We start from the raw sequence: 26,049 nt of genomic DNA, 5'->3' as shown, positions 1-26,049 counted from the left end.
GGGACCTTGCATTCGTCAGCGTTCATCGATCGCTGCGACGCACCGAATGTGCAGCGCCGCCGCTCGTCTGCCCATCCGGCTCATGGCGACGCGCACGGATCGGACCGTTCATCCGTCGCCGCCGCACCGGCATCGGTGCCGGTCCCGACCCCGACGTCGGCCCGTTCATGCCGCACCGTCTCCGACGCAACCGCCTGCAGCTTCACCGCCAGGTCCGGCGCGATGCCGAGCTGCGCGGCTGCTTGCTCCCGCGCGCCCAGGGTGCGCACGTCGACGCCGGCGATCTGCTGGAACAGCACGAGCGCGCTGAGGTAAGCGCCCGTCACGCCCGGATGCTGATAGTCGAGCCGCGAGATCGGCGGGTCGTTGTGCGCGCGCATGCCGTACCACAGCAGCGGGGCGCCCGACGGCGCATACGGATCGGGATCGGCGATGCCCGCCATCCACGCGCGCTGCCATGCGCGGCCGACCGGCGCGACGGCCACGATCGACGGATCGGTGCGGCGGGCGCGTTCGAATGCATCGCGATACGCGGCGACGAGTTCGGCGAGACGCTCGACGTAGCGCGCGTGAAAGCCGGCGCTGCCCGGCTCGCCCGCCAGCGCCTTCGCGAGATCGGCGCCCGGCCAGGTTTCGTACAGATAGACGCGCGCTTGCGGTGCAGCAGCGCGAATGCCGCGCGCGATCTTCGCGACGCTCGCGCAGAAGGCGGCGGGATCGCTGGCACGGCTATGCGTGAGCACGAACGGCAGCGGCTTCGCGCTCAACTCCTGCAGCACGACCGCGTCCCAGACAGGCCGGTCGATCACGTCCGATGCAACGCGGTCGTGTTTGGCGAGACTCGTCGCCGACATCGCTTCGAGATGGACGTCATAGTCGAGCCCGGCTTCGACGGCAAACCGCGCGAAGATGCCCGGAATCCCGCCCCACGGGCCCGGCTCGCGTTCCGCGCGGGCGCCGGTCTGCCCGAAGTTCTCGTCGATCACCCGCGCCGCGGCCGCGCCTGCGGCCTGACGGCCGGCATGCATCGCGCCGTACGAACGCACGGGCGTGTAACGGCCGTGCGTGAGGCTGTCGCCGACGAACAGGATGCGTTGCGGCGTGCGGATTGCGGGCGCCGGCAACCCGGGCGGCGACACCGCGGACGAGCCGGCCATCGCCGGCCCGGCGACCAGCCACGCGACGACGCACGCCGACGCGCAACGCATGACGACGCAACGCAACGCGGGCACGGCAGGCAAGTCGGTCATCTCGAAGTTCCGCAAGGACGCGTGGCCGAAGTATTTCACGAAGCGGCGCGACCGCGCTGCCCCCGCGTTGCGCAACGCGTACGGTAGACTGCTCGCTGGCTTTTCCCGCCCACGACACGACCCCACGCCCCCCTCACACGACATGGACCGAATCGATGCGATGAAGGTGTTCGTCGCCACGCTCGACGAGGGCAGCCTCGCGGGCGCGAGCCGCCGCCTGGGCCGCTCGCCGGCGGCCGTCAGCCGCGCGCTCGCGTTTCTCGAGGAACACACGGGCACCGCGCTGCTGTACCGGACCACCCGGACGATCCGTTTGAGCGAAGCCGGTGAACGTTACGCGGCAGCGTGCCGCCGCATCCTCGCGGATCTCGAGGAAGCCGACATGCTGATCGCCGACGAACGCTCGGCGCCGCGCGGCCTGCTGACGATCACCGCACCGGTCGCCGCGGGCGAAGACGTGCTGCGTGCGCTCATCGACGAATTCATCGACCGCCATCCGGCCGTGTCGATTCGCCTGCAACTGCTCGACCGTCCCGTCAGCCTGATCGACGAGGGCATCGACGTCGCGCTGCGCATCGCGCACCTGAGCGATTCGACGCTCGTCGCGATGCCCGTCGGTGCGGTGCGGCGTGTCGTCGTCGCGTCGCCGGACTACCTTGCGAACCATCCGCCGATTACCGCGCCGGCCGATCTCGCCCGGCACCGGATCATCTCGATGACGCACTTCGGGCTCGATTCGTGGAGCTTTCCGCCGTCCGCGCCGTCGGCGCTGCCGCAGGTGGTCCAGTTCGCGCCGCGCTTCATCGTCAACACGATCCGCGGCGCGCTCGCGTCGGCGCTCGCCGGCCACGGCGTCACGCGGCTGTTTTCGTATCACGTCGCGGAGCCGGTGCGGGACGGCGCGCTGCGCATCGTGCTGCGCGACAGCGAGCACGCGCCGCTGCCAATTCATCTGGTCACGCCTTACGGACGCCTGTCGGTGCCGAAGGTGCGGACGTTCGTCGATTTCGCCGCGCCGCGATTGCGCGAGCATTTCGCGCAGCTGGCGGCCATCACCGACGGAGATTGAATCGCGTTACGGAAGAATGGCTTCCGTGCTGCATGGATTCTCCCGATACCCGGTTCAATCTAGACTTCCTTCAACCGGCGGATGCGCGTGCATCCGCCCAGCGAATGGGAGGTCTCCATGCAACAAGCGCTTCTCGACCGGCCGCACGCCCCTGCGTTCAACGTGTGGCGCGGCACGGTGTCCGGCGCCAGTGCGAGCCTGATCGGCATCGGCCTGGCGCGCTTTGCGTACACGCCGCTCTTGCCGGCGATCATCGGTGCGCACTGGTTTCCCGCGTCCACCGCCGCGTATCTCGGGGCGGCCAACCTCGGCGGCTATCTGGCCGGTGCGCTGGTCGCCGGCACGCTCGCGCGCCGCGCCGGCTCGACCGCCGTGCTGCGCGCGATGATGCTGCTCGCGACGCTCGCATTCGTCGCGTGCGCGGCGCCCGTGTCGTTCCTGTGGTTCTTCGTGTGGCGGTTCGCGTCCGGCCTGTCGGGCGGGGCGCTGATGGTGCTCGCGGCGCCGGCGGTCCTCACGCACGTGCCGCCGTCGCGGCGCGGTTTCGCGAGCGGCGGCATCTTCACCGGGATCGGGCTCGGCATCGCGGCATCGGGCACGATCGTGCCGATCCTGCTGCGGCAAGGGCTCACCGTCACGTGGCTCGGGCTCGCGATCGTGTCGCTGCTGCTGACCGCCGTCGCGTGGCGCGGCTGGCCGGCCGACGACGCACAGCCCGCAGCCGCCGCGGCGCATGCCGCGCACGCGCGCAACCTGCCGGCCGGCAGCCTGCGCGCGCTGTACGTCGAATACGGGCTCAACGCGGTCGGGCTCGTCCCGCACATGATCTTCCTCGTCGACTACGTCGCGCGCGGACTCGGCAAGGGCGTCGACGCGGGCGCGCAGTACTGGGTGCTGTACGGCCTCGGCGCGATCGTCGGGCCGCTCGCGTGCGGGCATCTGGCCGACCGTGCGGGCTTCGGCCGCGCACTGCGGATCGCATTCGCGATCGAAGCCGTCGCGGTCGCGCTGCCGCTGCTCGGCCTGGGGCCGGCCGCGCTGATCGTGTCGAGCCTGCTCGTCGGCGCGTTCACGCCCGGCATCGTGCCGCTCGCGCTGGGCCGCGTAAACGAGCTGCTCGCGCATCATCCGTCGGTCGCGAAGCGCGCATGGCGCAGCGCGACGACCAGCTTCGCGATCATGCAGGCGGTCGCCGCCTACGGTCTGTCGTACTTGTTCGTATCGAGCGGCGGCCGTTACGAAGCGCTGTTCGGCGTCGGCACCGCCGCGCTGTTGCTGGCGCTCGCGGTCGACGTGATCTCCTCGGCGAGGGCGCGATGAGCACGACCGCCCACCCACCGGCCGCCGCACACGCCGGCCGCTCGAGCGCCGGCTACGCCGAACGCAATGCGCGCTACTGGCGCCGCAATCTCGCCGTGTGCGTGTTCGGTTCGTTCACGACGCTCGTGAGTCTCAGCATGCTGCTGCCGTTCCTGCCGCTGTACGTGCGGCAGCTCGGCGTCGACGCGCAGTCGGCCGTGATCCAGTGGTCGGGCGTCGCGTTCGGCGCGACGTTTCTCGGCACGGCCGTCACCGCACCGCTGTGGGGCCGCCTCGCGGACCGCTTCGGCCGCAAGCCGATGCTCGTGCGCGCGGCGCTCGGGATGGCCGTCGTGATGTCGCTGATCGGCGTCGCGCACAACGTGGTGGAACTCGTTGCACTGCGGCTGATCGCCGGGCTCGTCGGCGGCTATGCGTCCGCGTCGACCGTGATGGTCGGCACCCAGGCGCCGCGCGAACGCGCGGGCTGGGCGCTCGGCATCCTGTCGACCGGCGCGCTCGCGGGCAATCTCGTCGGGCCGCTCGTCGGCGGCCTGCTGCCGGGCTGGCTCGGCATTCGCGGCACGTTTTTCGCGGGTGGCGCGATGATCGCCGTTGCCGCGCTGCTGACGATCGTCGTCGTGAAGGAGGACTTCGATCCGGCCACCGACGCGCACGCGCGGCACGCCCGCGCAACGTCGGCGAACCCGGCCCGGCGCACCGATCGCGTGGCGGTCGCCGCGCTGCTCGTGACGGCGATGATGGTGCTGCTCGCGAACATGTCGATCGAGCCGATCATCACGGTCTATATCGGCGGGCTCGGCGTGGACGGCAGTAATCTGGCGCGCATCGCCGGCGTCGTGATGGCCGGCTCCGCACTCGGCAGCATGCTGACCGCCGCGCGGCTCGGCGCGCTCGCCGACCGGATCGGCAGCTGGAACGTGATCGTCGGCTGCCTGCTGCTGACCGCGCTCGCGATGCTGCCGCAGGCGTTCGTCACGCACTGGTGGCAGCTCGCCGCGCTGCGCGTGCTGATGGGGATGACGCTCGCCGGGTTGCTGCCATCGATCGGCAAGCTGGTCCGGCAGTCGGTCGACGAGCGCGCGACGGGCCAGATGCTCGGCTACCTGCAGTCCGCGCAGTTCGGCGGGCAGGTGATCGGCCCGGTGATCGGCGGCCAGATCGGCGTCGCGCTCGGCCTGCATTCGGTGTTCTTCGTGACGGCCGCGCTGCTGGCGGCCTGCGCGGCGCTCGCGTATCGGGTGCGCAGCCGGTAGAAGCGCTGCGCGCTGGCCCGCGGGCGGCGCTCTGGCGTAGCATGGGCGCAGTTGCGGGGCGGCCGGTTCGCACGCCGTGCGGAGGCGATGCCGCAACAACGCGTCGCGACGGCCGCGTCGTCGTTTGGTCAGCCGCCGTACCCGGCACCGCTTTCGCATTCGCATGACAGGGTCCACGCGACGCACCGCGCATCCGCGACGTCGCCGGACCCACCCAAGCCGCTTCGGCCGGCAGCCGGCCCGAGCCTTCCGATCCCGGACGTTGCAGGAGGCAACGACATGAATCGACCGACCGACAACCGGACGCTGCTGCGCACGCTCGGCGTCCGCACTCCGATCATCCAGGCGCCGATGGCCGGCGTCAGCACGCCCGCGCTGGCGGCTGCCGTGTCGAACGCGGGCGGGCTCGGCTCGCTCGGCGTCGGCGCGACGAACGCCGACGGCGCGCGCAAGATGATCCGCGACACGCGCGCGCTCACCGACCGGCCGTTCAACATCAACCTGTTCTGCCACCAGCCGGCCCGTGCCGATGCCGCCGTCGAACGCACGTGGCTCGAGTGGCTCGCGCCGGTGTTCCGCGAATACGGCGCGACGCCGCCGGCGGCGCTGTCGGAGATCTACACGAGCTTCGTCGCGGACGATGCGATGCTCGCGATGTTGCTCGAGGAAAAACCGGCGGTCGTGAGCTTTCATTTCGGGTTGCCGTCCGACGAGGCGATCGCGATGTTGAAGCGCGCCGGCATCACGCTGTTCGCGTCCGCGACGCATCCCGACGAAGCCCGCCAGATCGCCGCGGCCGGCATCGATGCGATCGTCGCGCAGGGCATCGAGGCCGGCGGGCATCGCGGCGTATTCGACTCGACGGCGCACGACGACCGGCTCGGCACGTTCGCGCTGACGCGACTGCTCGTGCGCGAATGCGCGCTGCCGGTGATCGCCGCCGGCGGCATCATGGACGGCGACGGCATCGCCGCGGCGCTCGCGCTCGGCGCGCAGGCCGCGCAACTCGGCACGGCGTTCGTCGCGTGTCCGGAAACGTCGATCGACGACGGTTATCGCCGCGCGATCCTCGGCGACGCGGCGCACCGCACGACCTTCACGACCGCGATCTCCGGCCGTGTCGCGCGCGGCATCGCGAACCGGCTGACCGCGCTCGGCGACGATCCGCACGCACCGGCGACGCCCGCCTATCCGATCGCGTACGACGCCGGCAAGGCGCTGCATGCGGCCGCGAAGGCGAAGGGCGAGTTCGGCTACGGCGCGCAGTGGGCAGGGCAGGCGGCGCCGCTCGTGCGGTCGCTGCCGGCGGCGGAACTGTTCGCGACGCTCGAGCGCGAGACGCGGGCGGCCATCGCGCGGCTGCAGCACGCGCTGGACTGAGTGCCGGAATGAGTGCCGGATCACGCGGCGCGCACGCCGGCGCGCGGCGGACGTGCCCGAAGGCGCCGGAAGGCGCTGAAATCCGCACCGTTCGCGACAAAATTGCAATGCTCTGTGTCTGCGCACCGCGCGGATACAGAGCGATACAACGCGTCCGCCCGGGTTCGTTATAAAGCAGACATCACCTCTCGAGGAGCACGACATGTCTGCTACATGGTTCAACGGATCCTGCCATTGCGGCGCCGTGAAATTCCAGGTCCGGACCGCGCTTGCGCCGGCCGTTCGCTGCAACTGCAGCCTTTGCCGCCGTCGCGGCGCGCTGATGAGCCCGATGTTCCCCGCCGCCGACCTGAAGATCGTCGCAGGCGAGGACGCGCTGACGACCTACCGTTTCAACACGCGCACGGCCCGTCACTTTTTCTGCAGCCGGTGCGGCGTCTACCCGTTTCATCAGACGCGCAAGGATCCCGCGTGCTGGCGCGTCAATCTCGGCTGCCTCGAAGGCGTCGATCCGTATGCGCTCGACGCGACCGTCGCCGACGGCGCGAGCCTGTCCGTCGTGGAGGATGCATGAAACGCTGGCTGACGATCCTGCTGTTCGCCGCAGGCGGCCTCGCGACCGAAATCGCGCATCCGGTGCAGTGTTCGCTGCTGTCGATCAGCCGGCAACGGCACGGCGAGCGCCGGGGCCGGAACGACGGCGCTCGAGACTGAGCGTGAGCGGGCAGCGCTCGCGTCGCGTGCTGTCGATCGGAAACGATAATCATGCTTCCGATAAGATCGCACGCGATATATAATGCATTCATCTGCGACACGCTCCCGTGTCGATGGAGGATGCTCATGAAACCGACCGAAACCCAATCGCCCGCCACGCCGAAGCTTTCCGAGTTCCTGTGCTTTGCGATCTACTCGACGAACCTCGCGTTCGGCAAGGCCTACAAGCCGATCCTCGAGGAGCTCGGCCTCACGTACACGCAATACATCACGATCATTGCGCTGTGGGAGGAGGGCGACCAGACGGTCGGGCAGCTCGGCGAAAAGCTGTTCCTCGAATCGAACACGCTGACGCCGATCCTGAAGAAGCTCGAGGCGATGGGTTATCTGGAACGGCACCGCGATCCGTCGGACGAGCGCCAGGTGGTCGTGAGCCTGACGAAAAGCGGTCGCCGCGTGCGCGAGAAGGGGCTCGACATGAATCTCGTCGAAGCCACCGGGCTCAAACCCGACGAATTCGCGAAGATGCAGAAGGCGATCGTCACGCTGCGCGGCAACCTGATCGATTCGATCGACGAGTAAAGCACGAATAGCCTGGCCGCCGGCTCGATGTCGAGCCGGCGATACGATTGCAGCCGGCTTCCTCCACGATTTCCATGCTTTTCCGGCCGTCCGGACCGACTTTTGCAATGCTGCGCTCGGTTGCTTACGGTTGACGCTCGGGCTGGCCCGTCCCGGTATCCTCACGCCCCAACACCAGCAATTGCATGTCGCGACGGATCGTGAAACCGAGCGCCAGATAGCGCTCGATTGCGACGCGATTCGACGACAACACATGCAGAAACGGCGTTTCCGCCCGCGCACGAATCCGCGCGATCAATGCGCGGATCAGTCCGGCCGCGAGGCCCTGGCCGCGAAAGGCGGGATCCACGCACACGGCGCTGATCTCCGTATGGCCGCCGGCAGTCAGTCGCTGACCGGCCATCGCCACGAGCCGTCCTTCTCTCCGTACACCGAGATAGCCGCCGAATTCGATCGTGCGCGGGCCGAACGGACCCGGCTCCGTCGCCGCGATCAGTTCGAGCATCGCCGGTACGTCGCCGTCGGTCAGCCGGACATGCTCCAGCGGCTGCGCATCGTCAGGCGTTCCCTGCCAGATCATCTGATGCAGCACCGCGCGCCGGACCACGGAACATCCGCCCGGCGTCGGGATCTCGTCAGGCGTGACCAGTGCCGCGGGCCCGTGCGTGTCGATCAATGCGCGCAACGCGTCGAAAGCGGCGGGGCTGCGCTCGGCGAGGCCGGCAAACGGCGCGAGTTCGGGAGGAAAGCGCCGCGCGCGCTCGTCGCCGAGCGCAAAACGCTGCTGCTCGCCGGCGAGCGCATGCCACACGGCGTTGTCGAGCGGATACGCTCCGCTTCCTTCGTTCCCCGTCGTTGCTTGCCGCATTGCCTGCTCCCTGATTGAAGGTCGTTCGTCGCACAGCATAGACGCGATCGTCCATTCAGGTCTCAGACGAACAAAAAGCGCACGCGATTACATCGCATGCGCTTTATCTGATGGATGACGTCGCCGATTTCGGCGCGGTGCTCAATGACCGAAGTAGATCGAGCGCTCGGCCGTGCGAACGACGTTCCGGCTGCCGGCTTGCGTCGCGCCGTCGGCGTCGCTGCCGTAACCGGATGCGTCGGTATCGGCCGCTGTCGCAGCATTGTCGCGCACCCGCTTCAGCGCGGCCTGCAGATTCTCCGGATAGTTCGGATCGTTCGGGCGATTCGGCAGGTAGCCGGCCTTCTGAAGGGCGACCAGTTCCGCCCGCACCTGCGCACGCGTGACGGTGCTTTCGGTCGCGAATGCCGGTGCGGCAGCGGAAGCCGACACGGCGACGAGCAGGGCAGCAATCAGTTGGGTCTTCATCATTGACCTCGACGGAAAAGAGTGATCGGAGTGTGAGCGTCGCACGCCGGCAATCGGCGCCGATCGCGATTTCATTCAATGGCCGAAGTAGATCGAGCGCTCGGCGACACGCGTGACGAGACGGCTGCCCGACTGCGTGCCGGCTGCCGCGTCGCTGCCGTAACCGGACGTCGCCGTATCGGCTGCGGCGGTGTCGTTCGCATGGATACGCGTCAGCGCGGCCTGCAGGTCGTCCGGATAGTGCGGATCGTTCGCGCGGCCCGGCACATAGCCGGCTTGCTGCAGCTGGGCGAGCTCGGCACGCACTTGCGCACGCGTCACGACGGCTTCATTGGCAAAGGCGGGGGCGGCAACGGCGGCGGATACGGCAACGAGAAGGGCGGCGATCACTGGGGTTTTCATCATTTTCCTCGACAGATTCAATGGAAAGAAACGGGGTGTTCAGGCGTGTGCGGCATGTCGGCGCGATTCGTCCGGAATCGCGGATCGCGCTCAACGACCGAAATAGATCGAACGCTCGGCCATCTGCACGACCGCGCGTCGGCCCGACTGCGTCGACGCGACGGCGTCGCCGCCGTAGCCCGCGTTCGACGGTGCGTTGGCCACCGCGTCGTCCGCATGGATCTGCGTCAGCGCGGCCTGCAGGTTGTCCGGGTAGGTCGCGTCGCTGGCGCGGTTCAGCGGGTAGCCGGTCCGTTCGAGCTGCACGAGTTCGGCGCGCACTTGCGCACGCGTCACGACGGCGTCACTGGCGAAGGCCGGTGCGGCAACGGCAGCGGACACGGCGACGAGCAGGGCGGCGATCAGTTGGGTCTTCATCATTTACCTCGACAAGAAAATGGCAGGAGATTCGGGAGGGCGGCGCCTGGCCGCCCGATTCAACGTTCAGACGATGCGGATTTCGACGTCGATGTTGCCGCGCGTCGCTTTCGAGTACGGGCAGGTCTGATGCGCGGTGTCGACGATGTGCTGCACGACGTCACGGTCGAGCCCTGGCGCGCTCACGTTCAGGCGGGCCTGCAGGAAGTACGCGTTGCCGCCCATGCCCAGGTCCACTTCCGCATCGACCGCGAGATCGGCCGGCAGCGTCACCTTCGCCGCACGTGCCGCGAGCTGCATCGCGCCGATGAAGCAGGCCGACCAGCCGGCCGCGAACAGTTGTTCCGGATTCGTGCCGGTTCCGGCGGTGCCCGGCGACGACAACTGGATGTCGAGGCGACCGTCGGAACTGCGCGCCGCGCCGTCGCGGCCGCCGGAAGTCGTATGCGTCTTGCCCGTGTACAGCACTTTTTCGATCTTGCTCATCGTTCACTCCGTCAGGTTGGAAGGTTCTATCTAATGCGATTCGATCGCATGCGATGCAGTTTGGTCGAGACGCCGAACCTCGTCAAGCGGATTCGATTAAATCGCATGCGATATTTTGTATTTCAATGTATCTGGATCGTGTACGGCCTTGCCAGGCAAGGATGTGCGGTGTTCCATCCCTTATATCGAAAAGATCGCGTCCCACGGAATTCCAGTCACCGGCAGGGCAGCCGCCGTCGGAACGGCGACTGCCCGCGCGACGGCAACGCGGCTACGCCGGCCGGATTTCGGCGATCACGACCAGAATCACGGCTGCGTCGGCCGGCAACTGGCGCTGGGAAAAGGCCGAGCGCGCGTGTCCGGCCTTGTCGCCCAGCACGGCGGCGAACAGATCGGAGGCGCCGTCGATCACGGCCGGCTGGCCGAAAAAGCCGTCCGCCGACGCAACGTGCCCCTCGACACGCACGATGTGATGCAGGCGGTCGAACCCGCCGAGGTGCTTGCGGATCTGCGCAAGCACGTTCAGCGCCGCGAGTTGCGCCGCATGCCGCCCGTCGTCGACGTTCAGCCGTTCGCCGACGCGGCCTGTATAGGCAACCTTGCCGTCGACGAGCGGCAGTTGTCCGGAGATGAACAACAGGTTGCCGGCTTCGCTGACGGCCGTGTAGCTGCCGAGCGGTTGCGGCGGTTCGGGTAACGTGAGGCCGAGTTCGGCCAGCTTCTGTTCGATCGTCATCGCTTGCTCCTTCGGGGAAGATTGAGTGGCGCCCAGGCCAGGAAGATTCACTCGCACGGGTCTCTGTCAGTCACTCTATTGAGCCGGTCGACGCCGGTAAATATCGTTCGCGCAATTGAATCGACACGCGATGTAACGAATCGCGCGCGGCGCAATGTGGCGCGAACGGTTGCCGGCGACGGTCATCGGTACGCTGGTTTCCCGGCCGGGATTCATGCACACTCGCTGCTTCAGCGTCACGCGACGAAACGGCGCGCGCCGGCTCGCCGCGAGCGCGATTCCGTGATGCCTACGTTCGCGTTGCCGGCCACGCCACGCACGAAGCAGCAGGAGCGCCCCATGCAGAGAAAATTCGACGACCTGCTGCTCGGCAGCATCGAGCTGTTCTGCCTGGCCGCGGAACTCGGCAGCTTCACGCTCGCGGCGACGGCTGCGAGCGTCACGCCGGCCGCGGTCAGCCGCTCGGTCGCGCGCCTCGAGGAGCGTCTCGGCGTACGCCTGTTCGTGCGGACGACACGGCAGATCCGCCTGACCGATTCCGGCCGGCGCTATTTCGAGCAATGCCGTGATGCGCTATCGCAGCTCGTCGACGCCGAGCGCGAAGCGACGGGTCAGCAGGCCACGCCGGCCGGCGTGCTGCGCATCAGCATGCCGACGCCGTACGGACACTATCGCGTGTTGCCGCTGCTGCCCGCGTTTCGCGAGCGATATCCGGACGTGCGCGTCGAAACGCATCTGAGCAACCGCAACATCGACTTCGCCGAGGAGGGTTTCGATCTTGCGATCCGCGGCCGCGCGCCGGCGGATTCGAGCCTGGTCGCGCGCAAGCTGGAGGATGCGGAACTCGTTGTCGTCGCGACGCCCGGCTACCTGAAACGCGCCGGCGTGCCGCGCGCCGTCGACGATCTGCACGCGCACGAATGCATCCAGTTCGAGCTCCCGAGCAGCGGCCGGCCGGTTCCGTGGTTGTTCAACGACGGCTCGGCGGAAATCGACGTCGCGACGACCGGCGGCTACGGCACGTCGGGCGACGTCCTCGCCGGCGTCACGCTCGCGCGCAGCGGTGCGGGCCTGTTCCAGACCTATCGCTTCATCGTCGACCGGGATCTGCGCGAGGGCACGCTCGCGGAGGTACTGTCCGGCCAGGGCGGCCGGTCGCGGCCGTTCATGCTGCTGTATCCCCATGCGCGCTATCTGTCTTCGCGCGTGCGCGTGTTCGTCGACTTTCTCGTCGAACATCTGCAACAAGCGCCCGGCAAGCGGGCGCGCTAGGCGCGTCCGGGGAGAATGCCGGCAACGGGGCAGAGCGGGGCGCGAATGGCGCGGCTGCGCCGTTGCCGGACCGCCGCTCACCATTTGCCCCCTTTGCCCCGGCGCAGTCTCCCATCGTCGCCGCTCAATGCCCGGCGCTCTGGCCGCCATCCACGTGCAGGATCTCGCCGGTAACGAACGGCGCCGAATCGAGATACAGGATCGCGCCGACGATGTCGCTCATCTCGCCCATCCGGCCGACCGGATGCAGCGAAGCGAGCGTCGCGTGCGTGTCGGGCGCATGCATCGGCGACTTGATGATGCCGGGGGACACGGCATTCACGCGGATGCCGGCCTTCGCGTACTCGATTGCGAGCGACTTCGTCGCCGCGTTGAGTCCGCCTTTCGTCAGCGATGCGAGCACCGACGGCACGTTGCTGTTCGCATGGTCGACGAGGCTCGTCGTGATGCTGACCACGTGTCCGCCGCCGTTGCGCTGCATCGCCGCGATCGCGCGCTGCGTGACGTGGAAGAACCCGTCCAGGTTCACGCGGGTGATGGTCGCATAGTCGTCCGCGGTGTACTGCGTGAACGGCTTCGCGATGAACACGCCGGCGTTGTTGACGAGCGTATCGACCCGGCCGAAGCGCTCGAGTGCGGTATCGACCACCCGCCGCGCGACAGCCGGGTCGCCGATGTCGCCCGCGACGGTGACCAGATCGGGATCGTCCGACGCGCCGATCGAACGGGACGTCGCGACCACCCGATGACCGTGGGCGCGGAATGCGTTGACCGTCTCCGCGCCGATGCCTTGCGATGCGCCGGTGACGATGATGACTTTGGATGTGCTCATGATATGCCTCGACAGGTGACTGGTTTTCGGCGTGGGTGCCGACCGGATCGATGAATCCGATGGACCAGACTTTAGGCGCGTCGCGCCGGAGTTCGAACACCCACCGTGGACCAACAGTCTTGCGTCGCGGGAACAAATGCGGGAAAGAACGGGGCGGCCGCGACGGCGATCGTTGCGGCGGAAGGGGAATCGACGCGGCTGCGAACGAAGCAGCAATCGGGGGCGACACCGCACGTCGAATCGCCGTGAAATCCGCGATTCGTGCGAGGAAGTGCTGTCAATGCCGCGCGATGGTGTACTCGGACACGTCGGGTACTTCGAGGGTTTATCGAATCTATCCGGATAACTTTTCTTATCACAATAGCATCGATATGAATCGAAACCGGCGAGTACGAAAACGCGTCTGACCTGACCTGCATACGCTTCCTGTGCCTTCCGCGGCTCAGGCTTGCTCATCTGCTGGCGCATCGAATGGAACTGCAATCACGGCAACGGTCCGTACGTCTCCGTTTTCTCGCTTACGTCGGCCGCCGACTCAAGCCTCGGAGAACAGTCAGGCAAGGTGCGGTTCGAGATCGGGGAGAGCATCTGCGTGCCGATCTCCGAGCCGGTCTGGCGTCGAGGGCTTGGGTTCCGCGACCAACCTGGCCGATGTCTGACCGACCCGATACCGCGGCAGATCGATGGACGACGCCTTGATCATCGCCATCGAGTTGCTGCACATCGCATTCCGTGTGCGCTTTGGACGAAAGACCGAATCCCCCCGGGCAATCGAGTCGCCCGTCAGAATGCAAACCCCGTCCTCTCGGGCAATCACTCTCCGCCAGGTCTGTTCGCCATATCGACACGCCGTCGAGCTGCTCCACGAGATGAGAACGGTGTCGGTTGACGGGCGCTCGAGAATCACAATGCGGACGGCCCCCAGGTTTGAGTGGCTCATGCACGCACGCTCAGCCACTCCCGGAAAGGGCAGTGCGGCCGGAGGCGATCGCAGGGCGTCAAGAATCCTGTCCCAGCGATGCCGGTCGCTGATGCCGTTCGTGACATCGTCGGTACCTGGAGTGTTTTCCATAGCTTCATGATCGCCATTGGATAAGCGTCAAAGGCGACGTCGGCGTGAACCCGGCGTGTGCGATCGTGCTGACGCCGATCCCCGGCCACGCACCGTTCAACGAACGAAAAACGCGTGAAAAGCGGGAGAGGGAGGTGACCCGCGAATGCAGGTCACACTTGCAAAGTACGGGCGTCGACGTTTCGTGTCGGTGACTTCGGTCGTCACGCTTCAACTGGACGTGAGGACACACTCAAGCGTGAGAAATCCAGAACGACCGTCACGCTTGTTTCGTCGATTTTGAGGCCGACCGTGCGTGCGCGGTTTCGCGAACCTGCGTCATCGCATGCCGCCACTGGCGACGATATGCTCGCCCGTCAGCCACTTTGCGTCGTCGGACGCGAGGAAAACCGCAATCGACGCAACGTCGTCCGGTCTGCCCACGCGCCCGAGCGGCGTCTGGCTGACCGCCGAACTCTCGAACTCCGATCCGATCACCCCGGCGCTTTGTGCGCCTTCGGTCACGATCACGCCGGGATTGATCGTATTCACGCGAATGCCTCGCGGCCCGAGTTCACGTGCGAGCGCGCCCGTGATGGAATCCACCGCGCCTTTCGTGCCGCTGTAGACGGCAGTCGTCGCCGGTGTGAGCGTCGAGACGACCGAACTGACATTGATGATGCTGGCGCCTTCGCCCAGGTGCTGGACAGCGGCCTGTGTGGTGAGCAGGACGCCGAGCACGTTGATGTCGAACTGCCTGCGGTATTGCGCTTCCGTGAACGCCTCGATCGGGGCGAACTCGTAGACGCCCGAGTTGTTGACGAGGATGTCGAGGCGGCCATACGTTTCGATCGCCGCATCGACGATGCCTTTTGCATCGGCGGCCTTCGACACGTCACCTCCGACGGCAACCGCTTTTCCTCCGGCCGTGGTGATGGCAGACACGACGTCGTCCGCGCCCGTCTTGCTGCTTGCGTAGTTCACTACGACCGACGCGCCCTCTGCTGCGAGCGCCTTGGCGATGGCGGCACCGATACCCTTCGACGCACCGGTTACGACGGCCACTTTCCCTGCAAGCTTGCCCATGATGTTCACCTCAGTGTGAATGATTCCGTTGATGGACACCGGCATGCCGTCTCGCCCAATGCGATCGCCGGTGTTTTCTGCCTATGCGGACCTGCGTACGATCGCGATCGAGTGGCGCGGCGCGACTGGCCGGGCATCGATGCGCGGGACACGGCATCTTCAACCCGGCCATGCCGAATTACGGATGACGGAACAGAAATTCCCCCGATGGAAATGAGGCTCCTTGTCGGCGATCACGTCGGCTTTCACGTTGCCGAACGTGGTTTCCGGCTTGTGCCTGATGCCGTCGTAGAACGCCTGAATGATCTCTTCCTTGAAGTGCGGCGGGCGCGGATGCGCATGCGTCACGGCTTCGCGTTCCTCGTGCGTGAACGCGTGGTACGACAGTCCGAGCACATCCATCTCGACCCCGGCGGTCACCAGCGCGACGACCGGATGCATATGGCGCGGAATGCCGGGTGTGGTGTGCAGCGCAATCGCCGTCCAGACGAGATCGATGTCGGCCGCGTTGATGCCCCGGCCCGAGAGAAAGTCGCGGGCCGCATTGGCCCCGTCGACTTCGAAGCGTTCGGTGGCGCTGCTGTACGCTCCGGTGAGGCCGACGTCATGAAACATGGCACCGGCGTACAACAGTTCCGGATCGAATTTCAGGCCGCGGCGCACGCCCTCGAGCGCGCCGAACAAATATACGCGGCTCGAATGATGAAAGAGCAGCGGGGTGGACGTGTCGCGCACGAACTCGGTAATTTCCCGTGCAAGCTGACTGTCGGGCACCGCGACATCCTGAATGAACTCTGGCATGACGGTCCTCCATCGAAATGTGAGCGGACGCCGGCGTCGTCGCGGACGCCGCACGCGAATGGCTGGCTACTTCGCTGCAGTCGTCGCCCCGATTTTCGCCAGGGCCTCGCGAACACCCGCGCCGTAGTCGGAGTCGGCCTTCGTGCAATTGAGGATGTGGCGTTCCTGGATATGCGCCTGAACCGAGGCCATCTGGCGGGCGGTGTTGTCGAACAGCAATTGTTGCTGCGCCTGACTCATCAGGCGAAACAGGTTTCCTGGCTGCGCGAAGTGATCGACGTCCACGCGGTGGTCCCAATGCGCGGCGTCGCCTTCGATTCGCAGCGGCGGCTCGTGAAGATCGGGCCGCACTTCCCACTCGCCGGAACTGTTCGGATAGTAAGAAGGCGTGCCGCCGAGGTTGTCGTCGGTGCGCATGGCGCCGTCGCGGTGGTAGCTGTGGAAGGGGCACTTCGGCGCATTGACGGGAATGTGATTGAAGTTCACACCCAGCCGATACCGTTGCGTGTCGCCGTAAGAGAACAGACGTGCCTGCAGCATCTTGTCCGGCGAAAAGCCGATGCCGGGCACGACGTTCGCGGGCGAGAAGGTCGCCTGCTCAACCTCGGCGAAATAATTGCCCGCGTTGCGGTTCAATTCGAGTACGCCGACCTCGATCAACGGGAAATCGCTTTTCGGCCAGACCTTGGTCAGGTCGAACGGATTGAACGGCAGAGACCTGGCCTCGTCGTCGTTCATCACCTGAATGAAGAGCGTCCAGCGCGGGAAGTCGCCGCGCTCGATGCTTACGTAAAGATCGCGGCCATGCGTTTCGCGGTCCTTGCCCACGAGCTGTTCGGCTTCGCCGTCCGTCAGATTCGCGATGCCTTGCTGCGTACGGAAGTGAAACTTCACCCACGTCCGCCGATTGTCGGCATCGACCAGGCTGAACGTATGGCTGCCGAACCCATGCATGTGGCGATAGCTGCGCGGAATGCCCCTGTCGCTCATAACGATCGTGACCTGGTGAAGTGCCTCCGGCAAAAGCGTCCAGAAATCCCAGTTGCTGTTTGCGCTGCGCAGTCCCGTGCGCGGGTCGCGCTTGATCGCGTGGTTGAGATCGGGAAAACGCAGCGGATCACGGAAAAAGAACACGGGCGTGTTATTGCCCACGATGTCCCAGTTTCCTTCTTCCGTATAGAACTTCACCGCGAAGCCGCGGATGTCGCGCTCGGCATCGGCGGCGCCGCGCTCGCCGGCGACCGTCGAAAATCGCATGAATACAGGCGTTGCCTTGCCGATTTCCGAAAAGAGTTTGGCCTTGGTGTAGCGCGTGATGTCGTGCGTTACCGTGAATACGCCGTGCGCGCCCGATCCTTTGGCGTGCATGCGTCGTTCGGGAATCACCTCGCGGTCGAAGTGCGCGAGTTTCTCGATCAGCCAGATATCCTGCAGCAGCGCGGGGCCGCGCGGGCCGGCCGTTTCGATGTTCAGATTGTCGGCAACGGGCGCGCCCGTTGCGTGATCAAGACGCGTAGACGTATCGCGGTTTTTCATGCCTCGACTCCAGGAGGGTTGGGCGGACCGGCGCAGCGCCATACCGTTCCAGGGTGGCGGCCGCGCGAAGCTTTACGGGCAAATCAGCGTGCTATCCCGGCGGGTGCGGTGAAAAGAAACGGCCGTACTGCGACGGCCACCCGCTCGATGCGTGACGAGCCGCGCAGGCATCGACGAGTCGATGTGAGAGAAGCGTACCTGTCGGGTGCCAGAACGATCTTGTATAAAACAACGATTCGATGGACGAATCCCGGACGGTCGCCGAACACCGGGGGCGGTTGAATTCGGATCAGGAGGCGATGGTGCGTCGTGCGTCGACGCATATCGAGCGGGCGCGCAAGCGCCGATAACGACGTTCGCACCTATCCGGCGCTATCGGTTCCGCTGTGCCCAGTCTTTCGGCCCGCATCCTTCGAGGCGCGAGAACACGCGCGAAAAATGACTCTGGTCGAAAAATCCGCAGTCCGATGCAATGCTGGCCAGGCTCGCATCTGTTTCCCGCAACAGCGATTTCGCGCGCTCGATGCGGCGCTTGAGCAGCCACTGATGGGGCGTGCTGCCGGTCGTCTGCTTGAAGGCTTCACCGAAATAGCTGGTGGAGAGATTGCACTCGCGCGCGAGATTGGCAATCGACGGATTGTCGTGCAGGTGGGACGCGAAATAATCTTCGATGCGCCGCATCTGCCACGGAGCGAGTCCGGAGCGGCGAGGCCGGAGCGCCGGATCGGCTCGGCCATATCGTGTGACGACGTGTTCGCAAAACGCCAGCGCGAGGTAATCGATGAACAGCGCACTCGTCAGGTCGGGCTGCTGCAGGACCGCCTGCAGCGTATGCGAAAGACTGAACAGCACCGGGTCGCTGGCGCCGAGATGCGGCTGCACGAGTCCGCCTATGCGCCGGCGCCGCTTTTGATCGGTGAATTCCTCGATCGCGCTCTGGGCCAGATAGAGCCGCATGGTATCGAACGGCATGTCGAGACGGCGCGTCGGGCTCGAGCGCAGGTCGAGCAGAAAGCAGCTGCCGGGACTGCACGACGCGGAAGCATCGAGGTGACCGCTTGAATAACGGAGGCCGGGATCGGGGCTCAGTATCAGCGGCATCTGAAAGACAAAGGCTTCCTCCGGTTGCGGCGTGAGCGAGCGCCCCGGTTGAGGCCGGGGGTTGGTCAGCCGTGTGAACGAGATAGGCTGCCCGTGGGAGAAAACGCCGGCCCGCACGGTGGGCGCATCTCGCAGTAGAAACCGTTTGGCGAGGGCGTCGTCTGCAACGGGTTGCCCGAAATCGACGTGATTCCTATCGTTCATTCATCGCGCCTTGGAGTGCGCCCGTACAGGCGTCGTGTGCCTTTACCCGACGGCGGGTTCAAATGAAAACAGGCCCAATTTAGCGCAATTCGATGACTGGCGCGCGACTGGTGTCGTGACGCGCGAGACGCTCTCCGATCGCGGGCGCGACGCGCACGTCAATGGTGCGGTGCGCGATTGCGCGAACCAGGAACGTGCGCAGGCGCCATTGCGCGCGCCAGTGCAGGGCGGCGGCGTCAGCGTGAGGTCAACGACGTCTGCGCATCGGGCGATGCCGGATCCCAGCCGCCGCCGAGCGCCTTGAACGTCGAGATCGCTGCACGAGCGGATTCCGTCTGTGCCTGTGCACGCGCGTCGGCGGCCTGGAGCAGGGTCTCGTTGGCGTGCAATACGTCGATGAAACTCGCTGCACCGCTGCGGTACGCGGTCATCGAGGAATCCTTGGCGCGGGAAAACGACGACTCGGCATGCGACAGCGTGGCAGCCTGCGCCTCTCGATTCACCAATGACGAGAGCGAGTTTTCGACGTCCTCGGAGGCGCGGAGCACGGCCTGCCGATAGGCCGCGAGCGCTTGCGCGTCGGCGCCTTTCGCCGCGTCGACATCGGCACCGATGCGCGCGAAATCGAACAGTCGCCAGCGCAGCCCGACGAGGCCGGCCGCCTGGTTGGCGCCGCCCGAGAACAACGTACCGGCGGCGGCCGAAGTCGCGCTGCCGAGGAAGGCGTTCAGCGAGACCGTCGGGTAGTACTCGCCGATCGCAGCGCCGATGCGCGCATTGGCGGCGGCGAGGTGACGTTCGGCGGCGATCAGATCGGGACGTCTTTGCAGCAGATCGGCTGGCGTGCCCATTTCCGCGAGCGCCGGCGCGACGGGGATCGGGGAAGGCGAGCCCAGCTCTGCGCGGTGCGTGCCAGGAGGTGTACCGAGCATCACGTCGAGGGCGTTCGACGCCGCATCGAGCGCCGCGAGGAGGACGGGCACGCTGGCCTGCACCTGGTCGAGCGCACCTTGCGCCTGCTGAACCTGATAGTCGGCTGCCGCGCCCTTCGAATACAGGAGTTTCACGTCTGCGAGAAGCGCCTGCTGCGTCTGCACCTGCCGGGTCGCGATATCCAGACGGGCCTGGAGGCCTCGGATCGTGACGTAGATATCGGCAGTCTGGGCCGCGACGGCAAGCCGGGTGGCAACTGCCGCCGCCTGCGTTGCCGAGTAATCGGCGAGCGCGGCTTCACGCTGCCGGCGCAGACCGCCAAAAATGTCGAGCTCCCAACCGGCCTCCAGGTTGATTTCGTACTCGGTGCCCCAGCGCTCGTACCCCGGCCTGGCATTGAGCAATCGCCCCAACGGCGTATCGACAGACTGATAGGCTCGTGCCGCCGACGCGGAAACCGAGGCCGACGGCAGGAGCGCCGCGTTGGCCGTGCCGAGGCGCGCGCGCGCCTGAGTGATTTGCGCGACGGCCTGGGCCAGGTCCAGGTTCTGGGCCAGCGCCAGCGAAACGTAATGCGTGAGCAGCGGGTCGTTGAAGCTTTCCCACCATGCGGACAGGTCGGCAACCGGCGCCTTTGCCGCGCGGGCGGGCGGCTGGGTCATGTAGTGCTGCGCCAGCGGCGCATCCGGGCGGTGGTAGTCGGGACCCACGGCGCACGCCGAAAGGGCGGCGACGCTAGTCAGGAGAACAAGTGGACGGCGCAAGGGCATGATCATCTCGGGAGCGACAACGGGAGAGGAAATACAGTGACCAATATACAATATGGTCACACGTTGTCAACTGACGATCGTCGGACTAAGCTTGACGCATGAACAAACCGACTCCCTCCACCTCTTCGTCCCGTGGCCCCTCGGACCACGAAGTTCGCGCCCAGATCGTCGACGCCGCAACGGAATACTTCAGCCGCTACGGCTACGAAAAAACCACGGTCTCCGACCTCGCGAAGGAAATCGGGTTTTCAAAAGCCTATATTTACAAGTTTTTCGACTCCAAACAGGCGATCGGTCAGGTCATCTGCGCCAATCGGCTCGCCGCGATCGCGGCCGCGGTCAGCGAAAATGTCGACGGCGCGCACGGGGCAACCGAGAAATTTCGCCGTATGTTCAAGACCTTGCTTGCGTCTGGAAGCCAGCTTTTCTTCCAGGATCGCAAGCTCTACGATATCGCCGCCGAGGCGGCCGCATCGCCCTGGCCCTCCGTCAAAGGCTACGAGGACCAGATCCGGCAACTCATCACCGATATCCTGCGACTCGGACGCGAAACCGGCGAATTCGAACGCAAGACGCCGCCAGACGAAGCGGTGAATGCGATCTTTCTGGTGATGAAGCCTTACTTCAATCCGTTGATGCTCCAGTACAACCTCGATGGTGCGGAAGAGGCGACGGCCCAACTCGCGAACCTCGTCCTCAGAAGTCTCGCTCCATGAATCTTGTTGTGACTATTGACTGATTTGGTCACTGGTATCAGAATGAGGTCTCCTGTTCTTTGCGAGAGGGGATCTCATGTTCCGGCGCCATCGTCTTGTCTACACATTGGGCCTGGCTTCGCTTGCGCTCGCAGCATGCGGCGAGCATCCGGCTGCTGATCCGCGTACCGAGGCGCCACTTGTGCGTACCAGCGCCGTTCATGGCGCGGCGGGTACGAGCCGGTCGTTTTCGGGTGTCGTGGGCGCCCGCGTTCAGAGCGATCTCGGTTTCCGCGTTCAGGGTAAAGTCATCGAGCGACTGGTCGACGCGGGCCAAACGGTCAAGCGCGGCCAGCCCCTGATGCGCATCGATCCGATCGATCTCGGGCTGCAGGCCCGTGCGCAGCAGAAACTCGTGGACGCTGCGCAGGCGCGCGCGACGCAGACGGCTGCCGACGAGGCGCGGTATCGGGATCTCGTCGGGGCGGGGGCGGTGTCGGCATCGACCTACGACCAGCTCAAGGCGGCCGCCGATTCCGCCAGGGCCCAGCTCGTCGCAGCGCAGGCGCAGGCCGTGCTCGCCAACAATGCTTCCGGATACGCCGTCGTCATGGCGGACGCCGACGGCGTGGTGGTCGAGACGCTGGCGGAGCCGGGCCAGGTCGTCGCGCCGGGACAAATCGTCGTGCGGCTCGCGCATGCCGGCCCCCGCGAGGCCGTCGTCCAGCTTCCCGAGACGCTGCGTCCCGCGTCCGGCTCGATGGCCGCGGCGACGCTTTACGGCGCGGACCAGAAGCCCGTTCCCGCCGTCCTGCGCCAGCTCTCCGATTCTGCGGATCGGCTGACACGAACCTACGAGGCGAGATACGTCCTCGAGGGCGCGCTCTCGAATGCACCGCTCGGCGCGACCGTGACCATCGATCTCGCCGGCAATGCCGGCCAGACACAGGCCGGCATGGTGGTGCCGGTCGGCGCCTTGTTCGATCCGGGCACGGGAACCGGCACCGGCGTCTGGACCGTCGATCGATCTCAATCGCGTGTGACCTGGCACAAGGTTCGTGTCACCGCATTGAGCGACGACAGTGCGACGGTGACTGGCGATCTTCGCGAAGGCGACCAGGTCGTCGCGCTCGGTGCCCAGTTGTTGCACGATGGAGAGCGCGTGCGTCTCGCCAACGACAAGCTGGCCGCGGCATCCGTCTCCACGCAAGGAGCAGCGCAATGAGCGGCTTCAATTTGTCGGCTCTTGCGGTGCGGGAGCGCTCGGTCACGCTGTTTCTGATCATCCTGATTTCGATCGCCGGCGTGATTGCCTTCCTGAAACTGGGGCGGGCAGAAGATCCGCCATTCACCGTCAAGTCGATGACGGTCATTACGGCATGGCCCGGCGCGACCGCGCAGGAAATGCAGGACCAGGTGGCCGAGCCGCTCGAAAAGCGCATGCAGGAGCTGCGCTGGTACGACCGGACCGAGACCTATACGCGTCCGGGGCTGGCCTTCACCACCGTGACCTTGCTCGACAGTACGCCGCCCGCGGACGTGCCCGAGGAGTTCTATCAGGCGCGCAAGAAGCTGCACGACGAAGCGGGCAACCTGCCGCCCGGCGTGATCGGCCCGCTCGTCAATGATGAGTATTCCGACGTAACGTTCGCGCTGTTCGCGCTCAAGGCGAAAGGCGAGCCGCAACGATTGCTGGTGCGCGACGCCGAGGGGTTACGCCAGCGGCTTCTTCATGTGCCGGGCGTCAAGAAGGTGAACATCATCGGCGAGCAGGCGGAACGGATCTACGTGTCGTTTTCGCACGACCGGCTCGCGACGCTCGGCGTGACCCCGCAGGAGATCTTTGCCGCGCTGAACAACCAGAACGTTCTCACGCCGGCTGGTTCGATCGATACGGCGGGCGCGCAGGTCTTCATTCGTGTCGAAGGCGCCTTCGACAAGCTGCAGACCATCCGTGACACGCCGATCGTCGTTCAGGGCCGCACACTGAAGCTCTCCGATGTGGCGACCGTCGAACGCGGTTACGAAGACCCGGCCACGTTCCAGATTCGCAACAAAGGCGAACCGGCGTTGCTCCTCGGCGTCGTGATGCGGGACGGCTGGAACGGGCTCAATCTCGGCAAGGCGCTCGACACGGAAGTCGCATCGATCAATGCCGGGCTGCCGCTGGGCGTGAGCCTCACGAAAGTGACCGACCAGGCCGTCAACATCCATTCGGCCATCGACGAATTCATGGTGAAGTTCTTTGTCGCGCTGCTCGTGGTGATGGTCGTGAGCTTCGCGAGCATGGGATGGCGTGTCGGCATCGTCGTGTCGGCGGCGGTGCCGCTGACACTCGCGGGCGTCTTCGTCGTCATGGCCGCAACGGGCAAGAGCTTCGACCGCATCACGCTCGGTTCGCTGATTCTCGCGCTCGGCCTGCTCGTCGACGACGCGATCATCGCCATCGAAATGATGGTCGTGAAAATGGAGGAGGGCTATAGCCGCGTCCAGGCATCAGCTTACGCGTGGAGCCACACGGCCGCACCGATGCTGTCGGGCACGCTGGTCACGGCTGTCGGCTTCATGCCGAATGGCTTTGCGCGCTCGACGGCCGGCGAATACACCAGCAACATGTTCTGGATCGTCGGCATCGCGCTGGTCACCTCGTGGATCGTGGCCGTCGTCTTCACACCGTACCTCGGCGTCAAGCTGTTACCCGACATCGCCGTGATCGAAGGCGGCCACGAGGCGATCTACAACACGCCGAACTACCGGCGCTTTCGCCGCTTCCTCGGGCGCGTGGTCGCGCGCAAGTGGATGGTCGCCGGGATCGTGGTGGCATCGTTCGTGGTCGCCGTGATGGGCATGGGGCTCGTGAAGAAGCAATTCTTCCCGACTTCCGATCGCCCGGAAGTGCTCGTCGAAGTGCAGATGCCCTATGGGACTTCGATCGAGCAGACCGCGTCGGCAACGGAAAAAGTCGAGGCATGGCTCGCGAAGCAGCCGGAAGCGCAGATCGTGACCTCGTACATCGGGCAGGGCGCTCCGCGCTTCTATCTGGCCATGTCTCCGGAGTTGCCGGATTCGTCCTTCTCGAAGATCGTGATCCGCACGAATGACGAGCGCCAACGGGAAGCGCTCAAATTCCGTCTGCGCAAGGTCATCGCGGAAGGGTTGGTGCCCGGGGCGCAGGTTCGCGTCACGCAGCTGGTGTTCGGCCCTTACTCGCCTTACCCCGTTGCGTTCAGGGTCATGGGCCCGGACGCCCAGACGTTGCGCACCATCGCCGCACAGGTCGAACGGACCATGAACGCCAGCCCGATGATGCGAACGGTGAACGCCGACTGGGGGCCGCGCGTTCCCACCGTGCATTTCACGCTCGATCAAAATCGTCTCGGGGCGTTCGGACTGACGTCCAGCTCGGTCGCGCAGCAACTGCAATTCCTGCTGACCGGCATTCCCGTCACGCACGTGCGCGAGGACATTCGTTCGGTGGAGCTTGTCGCGCGTTCGGCGGGCGACATCCGGCTCGACCCGCAACGGATCGACGGATTCACGCTGATCGGCGCCGCAGGGCAGCGGGTGCCGCTCTCGCAGGTCGGCAAAGTCGACATCCGCATGGAGGATCCGGTCCTGCGCCGGCGCGACCGAACGCCGACGATCACCGTGCGCGGCGATATCGCCGAAGGGTTGCAACCGCCCGATGTGTCGACCGCGATGCTCGCGCAGCTTCAGCCCATCATCGCGAAGCTGCCGGGCGGCTACCGGATCGAGGAGGCCGGCTCCATCGAGGAGGCCAACAAGGCGACAACTGCGCTCGCGCCGCTGTTCCCGATCATGATCGCGCTGACGCTGCTCATCATCATTTTTCAGACGCGCTCGATTTCCGCCACGATGATGGTGTTCGCGACCAGTCCGCTGGGATTGATCGGTGTGGTGCCAACACTCCTGCTGTTCAATCAGGCATTCGGCATCAACGCATTGGTGGGACTCATTGCGCTCTCCGGCATCCTGATGCGCAACACGCTGATCCTGATCGGCCAGATCGAAGAGAACGCGCGCGCGGGCATGACGCCGTTCGATGCGGTGGTGGAGGCCACGCTGCAGCGCTCGCGGCCCGTGATCCTGACTGCGGTCGCCGCGATGCTTGCGTTCATTCCGCTTACCCATTCCGTGTTCTGGGGCACGCTGGCTTATACGCTTATCGGGGGAACATTCGCCGGAACGGTTCTGACGTTGGTGTTTCTGCCGGCTATGTACTCGATCTGGTTCAAGATCCGTCCCGGGGCAGGGGAAAACAATCCTGCGCTCGAACCCAGTGCCAGCGTGACGACGTAGGCAGGTGCGCTCCGGGCGATGACGGTCTCGCCCGGGGCCGTCGATGTGAACCGGCAACGATGCGTCCGGACGGAAGGCAACTCCGCCCGTGACATTCGGGGAGCTTCTCGCAGGCCAGCGTCGGGCCAAAATCGGCGTAGCGATCACGGATGATCGACAGTGCTCGATCGGCCAGATCAGCGTCCAGCCGCCGATTACCGGGACGCCCACGCTTGCGCGAAGCCAGTCCGGCGGCGCCAGACTCACGGTAACGATCCACCAGACGCTGGAGCTGACGCACGGTCACGCCCAGTCGTTCGGCCGCGCGTCCGGGCTTGAGTCCCATGTCCACCACGGCCTGGATTACCTTCAGACGGTCGAGTTCTCGCATGTTCAGTGTCACCAGTGCACCTGGATACATGGTCGGCTCCGTGGTCCCGCAAAGAACCGGCCAGCATACCGAGGTCAAAACACGACATTTCTAAGTAGCCAGAACACGACATTTCTAAAAAGCTACTACA

25 protein-coding genes and 1 pseudogene are annotated in these 26,049 nt (G+C 65.9%); 11 read left to right on the top strand and 15 right to left on the bottom strand.

Annotation, left to right across the window (positions count from 1 at the left end):
- Positions 1-80: 80 nt before the first annotated feature.
- Positions 81-1,250, bottom strand: a complete 1,170-nt coding sequence (locus tag U4Z31_RS08755) for a hypothetical protein (RefSeq protein WP_321809987.1) — start codon at positions 1,248-1,250, stop codon at positions 81-83.
- Between the two features lie 142 nt (positions 1,251-1,392).
- Between U4Z31_RS08755 and U4Z31_RS08750 the strand changes: the two genes are divergently transcribed.
- The 7 genes from U4Z31_RS08750 (at position 1,393) to U4Z31_RS08720 (ending at position 7,571) form a co-directional block, all read left to right on the top strand.
- The gene (locus U4Z31_RS08750) at positions 1,393-2,319 is read left to right on the top strand and encodes a LysR family transcriptional regulator (RefSeq protein WP_044843518.1); all 927 of its coding nucleotides are present in this window, start codon (positions 1,393-1,395) and stop codon (positions 2,317-2,319) included.
- Between the two features lie 117 nt (positions 2,320-2,436).
- Positions 2,437-3,639: a YbfB/YjiJ family MFS transporter gene (locus tag U4Z31_RS08745; RefSeq protein WP_321809986.1), complete on the top strand. Its 1,203-nt coding sequence runs from the start codon at positions 2,437-2,439 to the stop codon at positions 3,637-3,639.
- Positions 3,636-4,895 carry an MFS transporter gene (locus U4Z31_RS08740; RefSeq protein WP_321809985.1) on the top strand — a complete coding sequence of 420 codons (1,260 nt, stop codon included), beginning with the start codon at positions 3,636-3,638 and terminating at the stop codon, positions 4,893-4,895. Before U4Z31_RS08745 ends, U4Z31_RS08740 begins: the two co-directional genes overlap by 4 nt.
- 279 nt (positions 4,896-5,174) lie before the next feature.
- Entirely contained in the window at positions 5,175-6,275 is a 1,101-nt protein-coding gene (locus tag U4Z31_RS08735; RefSeq protein WP_321809984.1) for a nitronate monooxygenase, read from the top strand.
- A 202-nt stretch (positions 6,276-6,477) separates the two neighbouring features.
- Positions 6,478-6,849: a GFA family protein gene (locus tag U4Z31_RS08730; RefSeq protein ID WP_044843515.1), complete on the top strand. Its 372-nt coding sequence runs from the start codon at positions 6,478-6,480 to the stop codon at positions 6,847-6,849.
- Positions 6,846-6,989 carry a hypothetical protein gene (locus U4Z31_RS08725; RefSeq protein ID WP_321809983.1) on the top strand — a complete coding sequence of 48 codons (144 nt, stop codon included), beginning with the start codon at positions 6,846-6,848 and terminating at the stop codon, positions 6,987-6,989. The genes U4Z31_RS08730 and U4Z31_RS08725 overlap by 4 nt, the downstream gene beginning before the upstream one ends.
- A 126-nt stretch (positions 6,990-7,115) precedes the next feature.
- A complete protein-coding gene (locus tag U4Z31_RS08720) occupies positions 7,116-7,571 on the top strand; it encodes a MarR family winged helix-turn-helix transcriptional regulator (protein WP_044843621.1) in 456 nt (151 codons plus the stop codon).
- A 124-nt stretch (positions 7,572-7,695) separates the two neighbouring features.
- On the opposite strand, the gene U4Z31_RS08715 is transcribed toward U4Z31_RS08720, so the two are convergent.
- The 6 genes from U4Z31_RS08715 to U4Z31_RS08690 form a co-directional block, all read right to left on the bottom strand.
- Positions 7,696-8,439: a GNAT family N-acetyltransferase gene (locus tag U4Z31_RS08715; RefSeq protein WP_321809982.1), complete on the bottom strand. Its 744-nt coding sequence runs from the start codon at positions 8,437-8,439 to the stop codon at positions 7,696-7,698.
- Between the two features lie 141 nt (positions 8,440-8,580).
- Positions 8,581-8,910, bottom strand: a complete 330-nt coding sequence (locus tag U4Z31_RS08710; RefSeq protein ID WP_321809981.1) for a DUF4148 domain-containing protein — start codon at positions 8,908-8,910, stop codon at positions 8,581-8,583.
- Positions 8,911-8,982: 72 nt separating this feature from the next.
- Positions 8,983-9,309 carry a DUF4148 domain-containing protein gene (locus tag U4Z31_RS08705; RefSeq protein WP_321809980.1) on the bottom strand — a complete coding sequence of 109 codons (327 nt, stop codon included), beginning with the start codon at positions 9,307-9,309 and terminating at the stop codon, positions 8,983-8,985.
- Between the two features lie 90 nt (positions 9,310-9,399).
- Entirely contained in the window at positions 9,400-9,726 is a 327-nt protein-coding gene (locus U4Z31_RS08700; RefSeq protein ID WP_321810136.1) for a DUF4148 domain-containing protein, read from the bottom strand.
- A 66-nt stretch (positions 9,727-9,792) separates the two neighbouring features.
- Positions 9,793-10,212 carry an organic hydroperoxide resistance protein gene (locus U4Z31_RS08695; RefSeq protein ID WP_124485459.1) on the bottom strand — a complete coding sequence of 140 codons (420 nt, stop codon included), beginning with the start codon at positions 10,210-10,212 and terminating at the stop codon, positions 9,793-9,795.
- 271 nt (positions 10,213-10,483) lie between these two features.
- The gene (locus tag U4Z31_RS08690; RefSeq protein ID WP_321809979.1) at positions 10,484-10,948 is read right to left on the bottom strand and encodes a RidA family protein; all 465 of its coding nucleotides are present in this window, start codon (positions 10,946-10,948) and stop codon (positions 10,484-10,486) included.
- 339 nt (positions 10,949-11,287) lie between these two features.
- Between U4Z31_RS08690 and U4Z31_RS08685 the strand changes: the two genes are divergently transcribed.
- Positions 11,288-12,220: a LysR family transcriptional regulator gene (locus U4Z31_RS08685; RefSeq protein WP_321810135.1), complete on the top strand. Its 933-nt coding sequence runs from the start codon at positions 11,288-11,290 to the stop codon at positions 12,218-12,220.
- Positions 12,221-12,344: 124 nt separating this feature from the next.
- On the opposite strand, the gene U4Z31_RS08680 is transcribed toward U4Z31_RS08685, so the two are convergent.
- From U4Z31_RS08680 to U4Z31_RS08655, 7 genes are all read right to left on the bottom strand, one after another.
- Positions 12,345-13,052, bottom strand: a complete 708-nt coding sequence (locus U4Z31_RS08680) for an SDR family NAD(P)-dependent oxidoreductase (RefSeq protein ID WP_044843508.1) — start codon at positions 13,050-13,052, stop codon at positions 12,345-12,347.
- 553 nt (positions 13,053-13,605) lie between these two features.
- Positions 13,606-13,992, bottom strand: a complete 387-nt coding sequence (locus U4Z31_RS37175) for a DUF3331 domain-containing protein (RefSeq protein WP_415750278.1) — start codon at positions 13,990-13,992, stop codon at positions 13,606-13,608.
- Positions 13,993-14,442: 450 nt separating this feature from the next.
- A complete protein-coding gene (locus U4Z31_RS08675; protein WP_257773258.1) occupies positions 14,443-15,189 on the bottom strand; it encodes a glucose 1-dehydrogenase in 747 nt (248 codons plus the stop codon).
- 159 nt (positions 15,190-15,348) lie between these two features.
- A complete protein-coding gene (locus U4Z31_RS08670) occupies positions 15,349-15,990 on the bottom strand; it encodes an HD domain-containing protein (RefSeq protein ID WP_059502101.1) in 642 nt (213 codons plus the stop codon).
- A 66-nt stretch (positions 15,991-16,056) separates the two neighbouring features.
- Positions 16,057-17,526, bottom strand: coding sequence for a catalase (locus U4Z31_RS08665; RefSeq protein ID WP_321809978.1), 1,470 nt, complete (start codon positions 17,524-17,526; stop codon positions 16,057-16,059).
- A gap of 372 nt (positions 17,527-17,898) precedes the next feature.
- Positions 17,899-18,831, bottom strand: a complete 933-nt coding sequence (locus tag U4Z31_RS08660) for an AraC family transcriptional regulator (protein ID WP_321809977.1) — start codon at positions 18,829-18,831, stop codon at positions 17,899-17,901.
- Positions 18,832-19,067: 236 nt separating this feature from the next.
- Positions 19,068-20,534, bottom strand: coding sequence for an efflux transporter outer membrane subunit (locus U4Z31_RS08655; protein ID WP_321809976.1), 1,467 nt, complete (start codon positions 20,532-20,534; stop codon positions 19,068-19,070).
- Positions 20,535-20,632: 98 nt separating this feature from the next.
- On the opposite strand from U4Z31_RS08655, the gene U4Z31_RS08650 reads away from it, so the two are divergent.
- The 3 genes from U4Z31_RS08650 (at position 20,633) to U4Z31_RS08640 (ending at position 25,549) form a co-directional block, all read left to right on the top strand.
- A complete protein-coding gene (locus tag U4Z31_RS08650) occupies positions 20,633-21,250 on the top strand; it encodes a TetR/AcrR family transcriptional regulator (protein WP_321809975.1) in 618 nt (205 codons plus the stop codon).
- Between the two features lie 76 nt (positions 21,251-21,326).
- The gene (locus U4Z31_RS08645) at positions 21,327-22,454 is read left to right on the top strand and encodes an efflux RND transporter periplasmic adaptor subunit (RefSeq protein ID WP_321809974.1); all 1,128 of its coding nucleotides are present in this window, start codon (positions 21,327-21,329) and stop codon (positions 22,452-22,454) included.
- Positions 22,451-25,549 (top strand): efflux RND transporter permease subunit, encoded by a 3,099-nt coding sequence (locus U4Z31_RS08640; RefSeq protein ID WP_321809973.1) that lies wholly within the window; start codon positions 22,451-22,453, stop codon positions 25,547-25,549. The genes U4Z31_RS08645 and U4Z31_RS08640 overlap by 4 nt, the downstream gene beginning before the upstream one ends.
- Before the next feature lie 85 nt (positions 25,550-25,634).
- Here the strand turns inward: U4Z31_RS08640 and U4Z31_RS08635 are convergent.
- Positions 25,635-25,949 (bottom strand): annotated as a pseudogene (locus tag U4Z31_RS08635) (helix-turn-helix domain-containing protein); the annotation flags it as partial.
- Between the last annotated feature and the right edge of the window lie 100 nt (positions 25,950-26,049).

This window comes from Burkholderia sp. BCC1985 (assembly GCF_905339915.1).
Taxonomy (GTDB): domain Bacteria; phylum Pseudomonadota; class Gammaproteobacteria; order Burkholderiales; family Burkholderiaceae; genus Burkholderia.
The sequence above is the reverse complement of the archived record's forward strand: the minus strand, read 5'-3'. Positions and strand labels throughout refer to the sequence as shown.

Bases quoted from the DNA above. Each gene is read 5' to 3' on its own strand.
- U4Z31_RS08755 (WP_321809987.1), bottom strand. From the start codon at position 1,250: ATGACCGACTTGCCTGCCGTGCCCGCGTTGCGTTGCGTCGTCATGCGT.
- U4Z31_RS08750 (WP_044843518.1), top strand. From the start codon at position 1,393: ATGGACCGAATCGATGCGATGAAGGTGTTCGTCGCCACGCTCGACGAG.
- U4Z31_RS08745 (WP_321809986.1), top strand. From the start codon at position 2,437: ATGCAACAAGCGCTTCTCGACCGGCCGCACGCCCCTGCGTTCAACGTG.
- U4Z31_RS08740 (WP_321809985.1), top strand. From the start codon at position 3,636: ATGAGCACGACCGCCCACCCACCGGCCGCCGCACACGCCGGCCGCTCG.
- U4Z31_RS08735 (WP_321809984.1), top strand. From the start codon at position 5,175: ATGAATCGACCGACCGACAACCGGACGCTGCTGCGCACGCTCGGCGTC.
- U4Z31_RS08730 (WP_044843515.1), top strand. From the start codon at position 6,478: ATGTCTGCTACATGGTTCAACGGATCCTGCCATTGCGGCGCCGTGAAA.
- U4Z31_RS08725 (WP_321809983.1), top strand. From the start codon at position 6,846: ATGAAACGCTGGCTGACGATCCTGCTGTTCGCCGCAGGCGGCCTCGCG.
- U4Z31_RS08720 (WP_044843621.1), top strand. From the start codon at position 7,116: ATGAAACCGACCGAAACCCAATCGCCCGCCACGCCGAAGCTTTCCGAG.
- U4Z31_RS08715 (WP_321809982.1), bottom strand. From the start codon at position 8,439: ATGCGGCAAGCAACGACGGGGAACGAAGGAAGCGGAGCGTATCCGCTC.
- U4Z31_RS08710 (WP_321809981.1), bottom strand. From the start codon at position 8,910: ATGATGAAGACCCAACTGATTGCTGCCCTGCTCGTCGCCGTGTCGGCT.
- U4Z31_RS08705 (WP_321809980.1), bottom strand. From the start codon at position 9,309: ATGAAAACCCCAGTGATCGCCGCCCTTCTCGTTGCCGTATCCGCCGCC.
- U4Z31_RS08700 (WP_321810136.1), bottom strand. From the start codon at position 9,726: ATGAAGACCCAACTGATCGCCGCCCTGCTCGTCGCCGTGTCCGCTGCC.
- U4Z31_RS08695 (WP_124485459.1), bottom strand. From the start codon at position 10,212: ATGAGCAAGATCGAAAAAGTGCTGTACACGGGCAAGACGCATACGACT.
- U4Z31_RS08690 (WP_321809979.1), bottom strand. From the start codon at position 10,948: ATGACGATCGAACAGAAGCTGGCCGAACTCGGCCTCACGTTACCCGAA.
- U4Z31_RS08685 (WP_321810135.1), top strand. From the start codon at position 11,288: ATGCAGAGAAAATTCGACGACCTGCTGCTCGGCAGCATCGAGCTGTTC.
- U4Z31_RS08680 (WP_044843508.1), bottom strand. From the start codon at position 13,052: ATGAGCACATCCAAAGTCATCATCGTCACCGGCGCATCGCAAGGCATC.
- U4Z31_RS37175 (WP_415750278.1), bottom strand. From the start codon at position 13,992: ATGAGCCACTCAAACCTGGGGGCCGTCCGCATTGTGATTCTCGAGCGC.
- U4Z31_RS08675 (WP_257773258.1), bottom strand. From the start codon at position 15,189: ATGGGCAAGCTTGCAGGGAAAGTGGCCGTCGTAACCGGTGCGTCGAAG.
- U4Z31_RS08670 (WP_059502101.1), bottom strand. From the start codon at position 15,990: ATGCCAGAGTTCATTCAGGATGTCGCGGTGCCCGACAGTCAGCTTGCA.
- U4Z31_RS08665 (WP_321809978.1), bottom strand. From the start codon at position 17,526: ATGAAAAACCGCGATACGTCTACGCGTCTTGATCACGCAACGGGCGCG.
- U4Z31_RS08660 (WP_321809977.1), bottom strand. From the start codon at position 18,831: ATGAACGATAGGAATCACGTCGATTTCGGGCAACCCGTTGCAGACGAC.
- U4Z31_RS08655 (WP_321809976.1), bottom strand. From the start codon at position 20,534: ATGCCCTTGCGCCGTCCACTTGTTCTCCTGACTAGCGTCGCCGCCCTT.
- U4Z31_RS08650 (WP_321809975.1), top strand. From the start codon at position 20,633: ATGAACAAACCGACTCCCTCCACCTCTTCGTCCCGTGGCCCCTCGGAC.
- U4Z31_RS08645 (WP_321809974.1), top strand. From the start codon at position 21,327: ATGTTCCGGCGCCATCGTCTTGTCTACACATTGGGCCTGGCTTCGCTT.
- U4Z31_RS08640 (WP_321809973.1), top strand. From the start codon at position 22,451: ATGAGCGGCTTCAATTTGTCGGCTCTTGCGGTGCGGGAGCGCTCGGTC.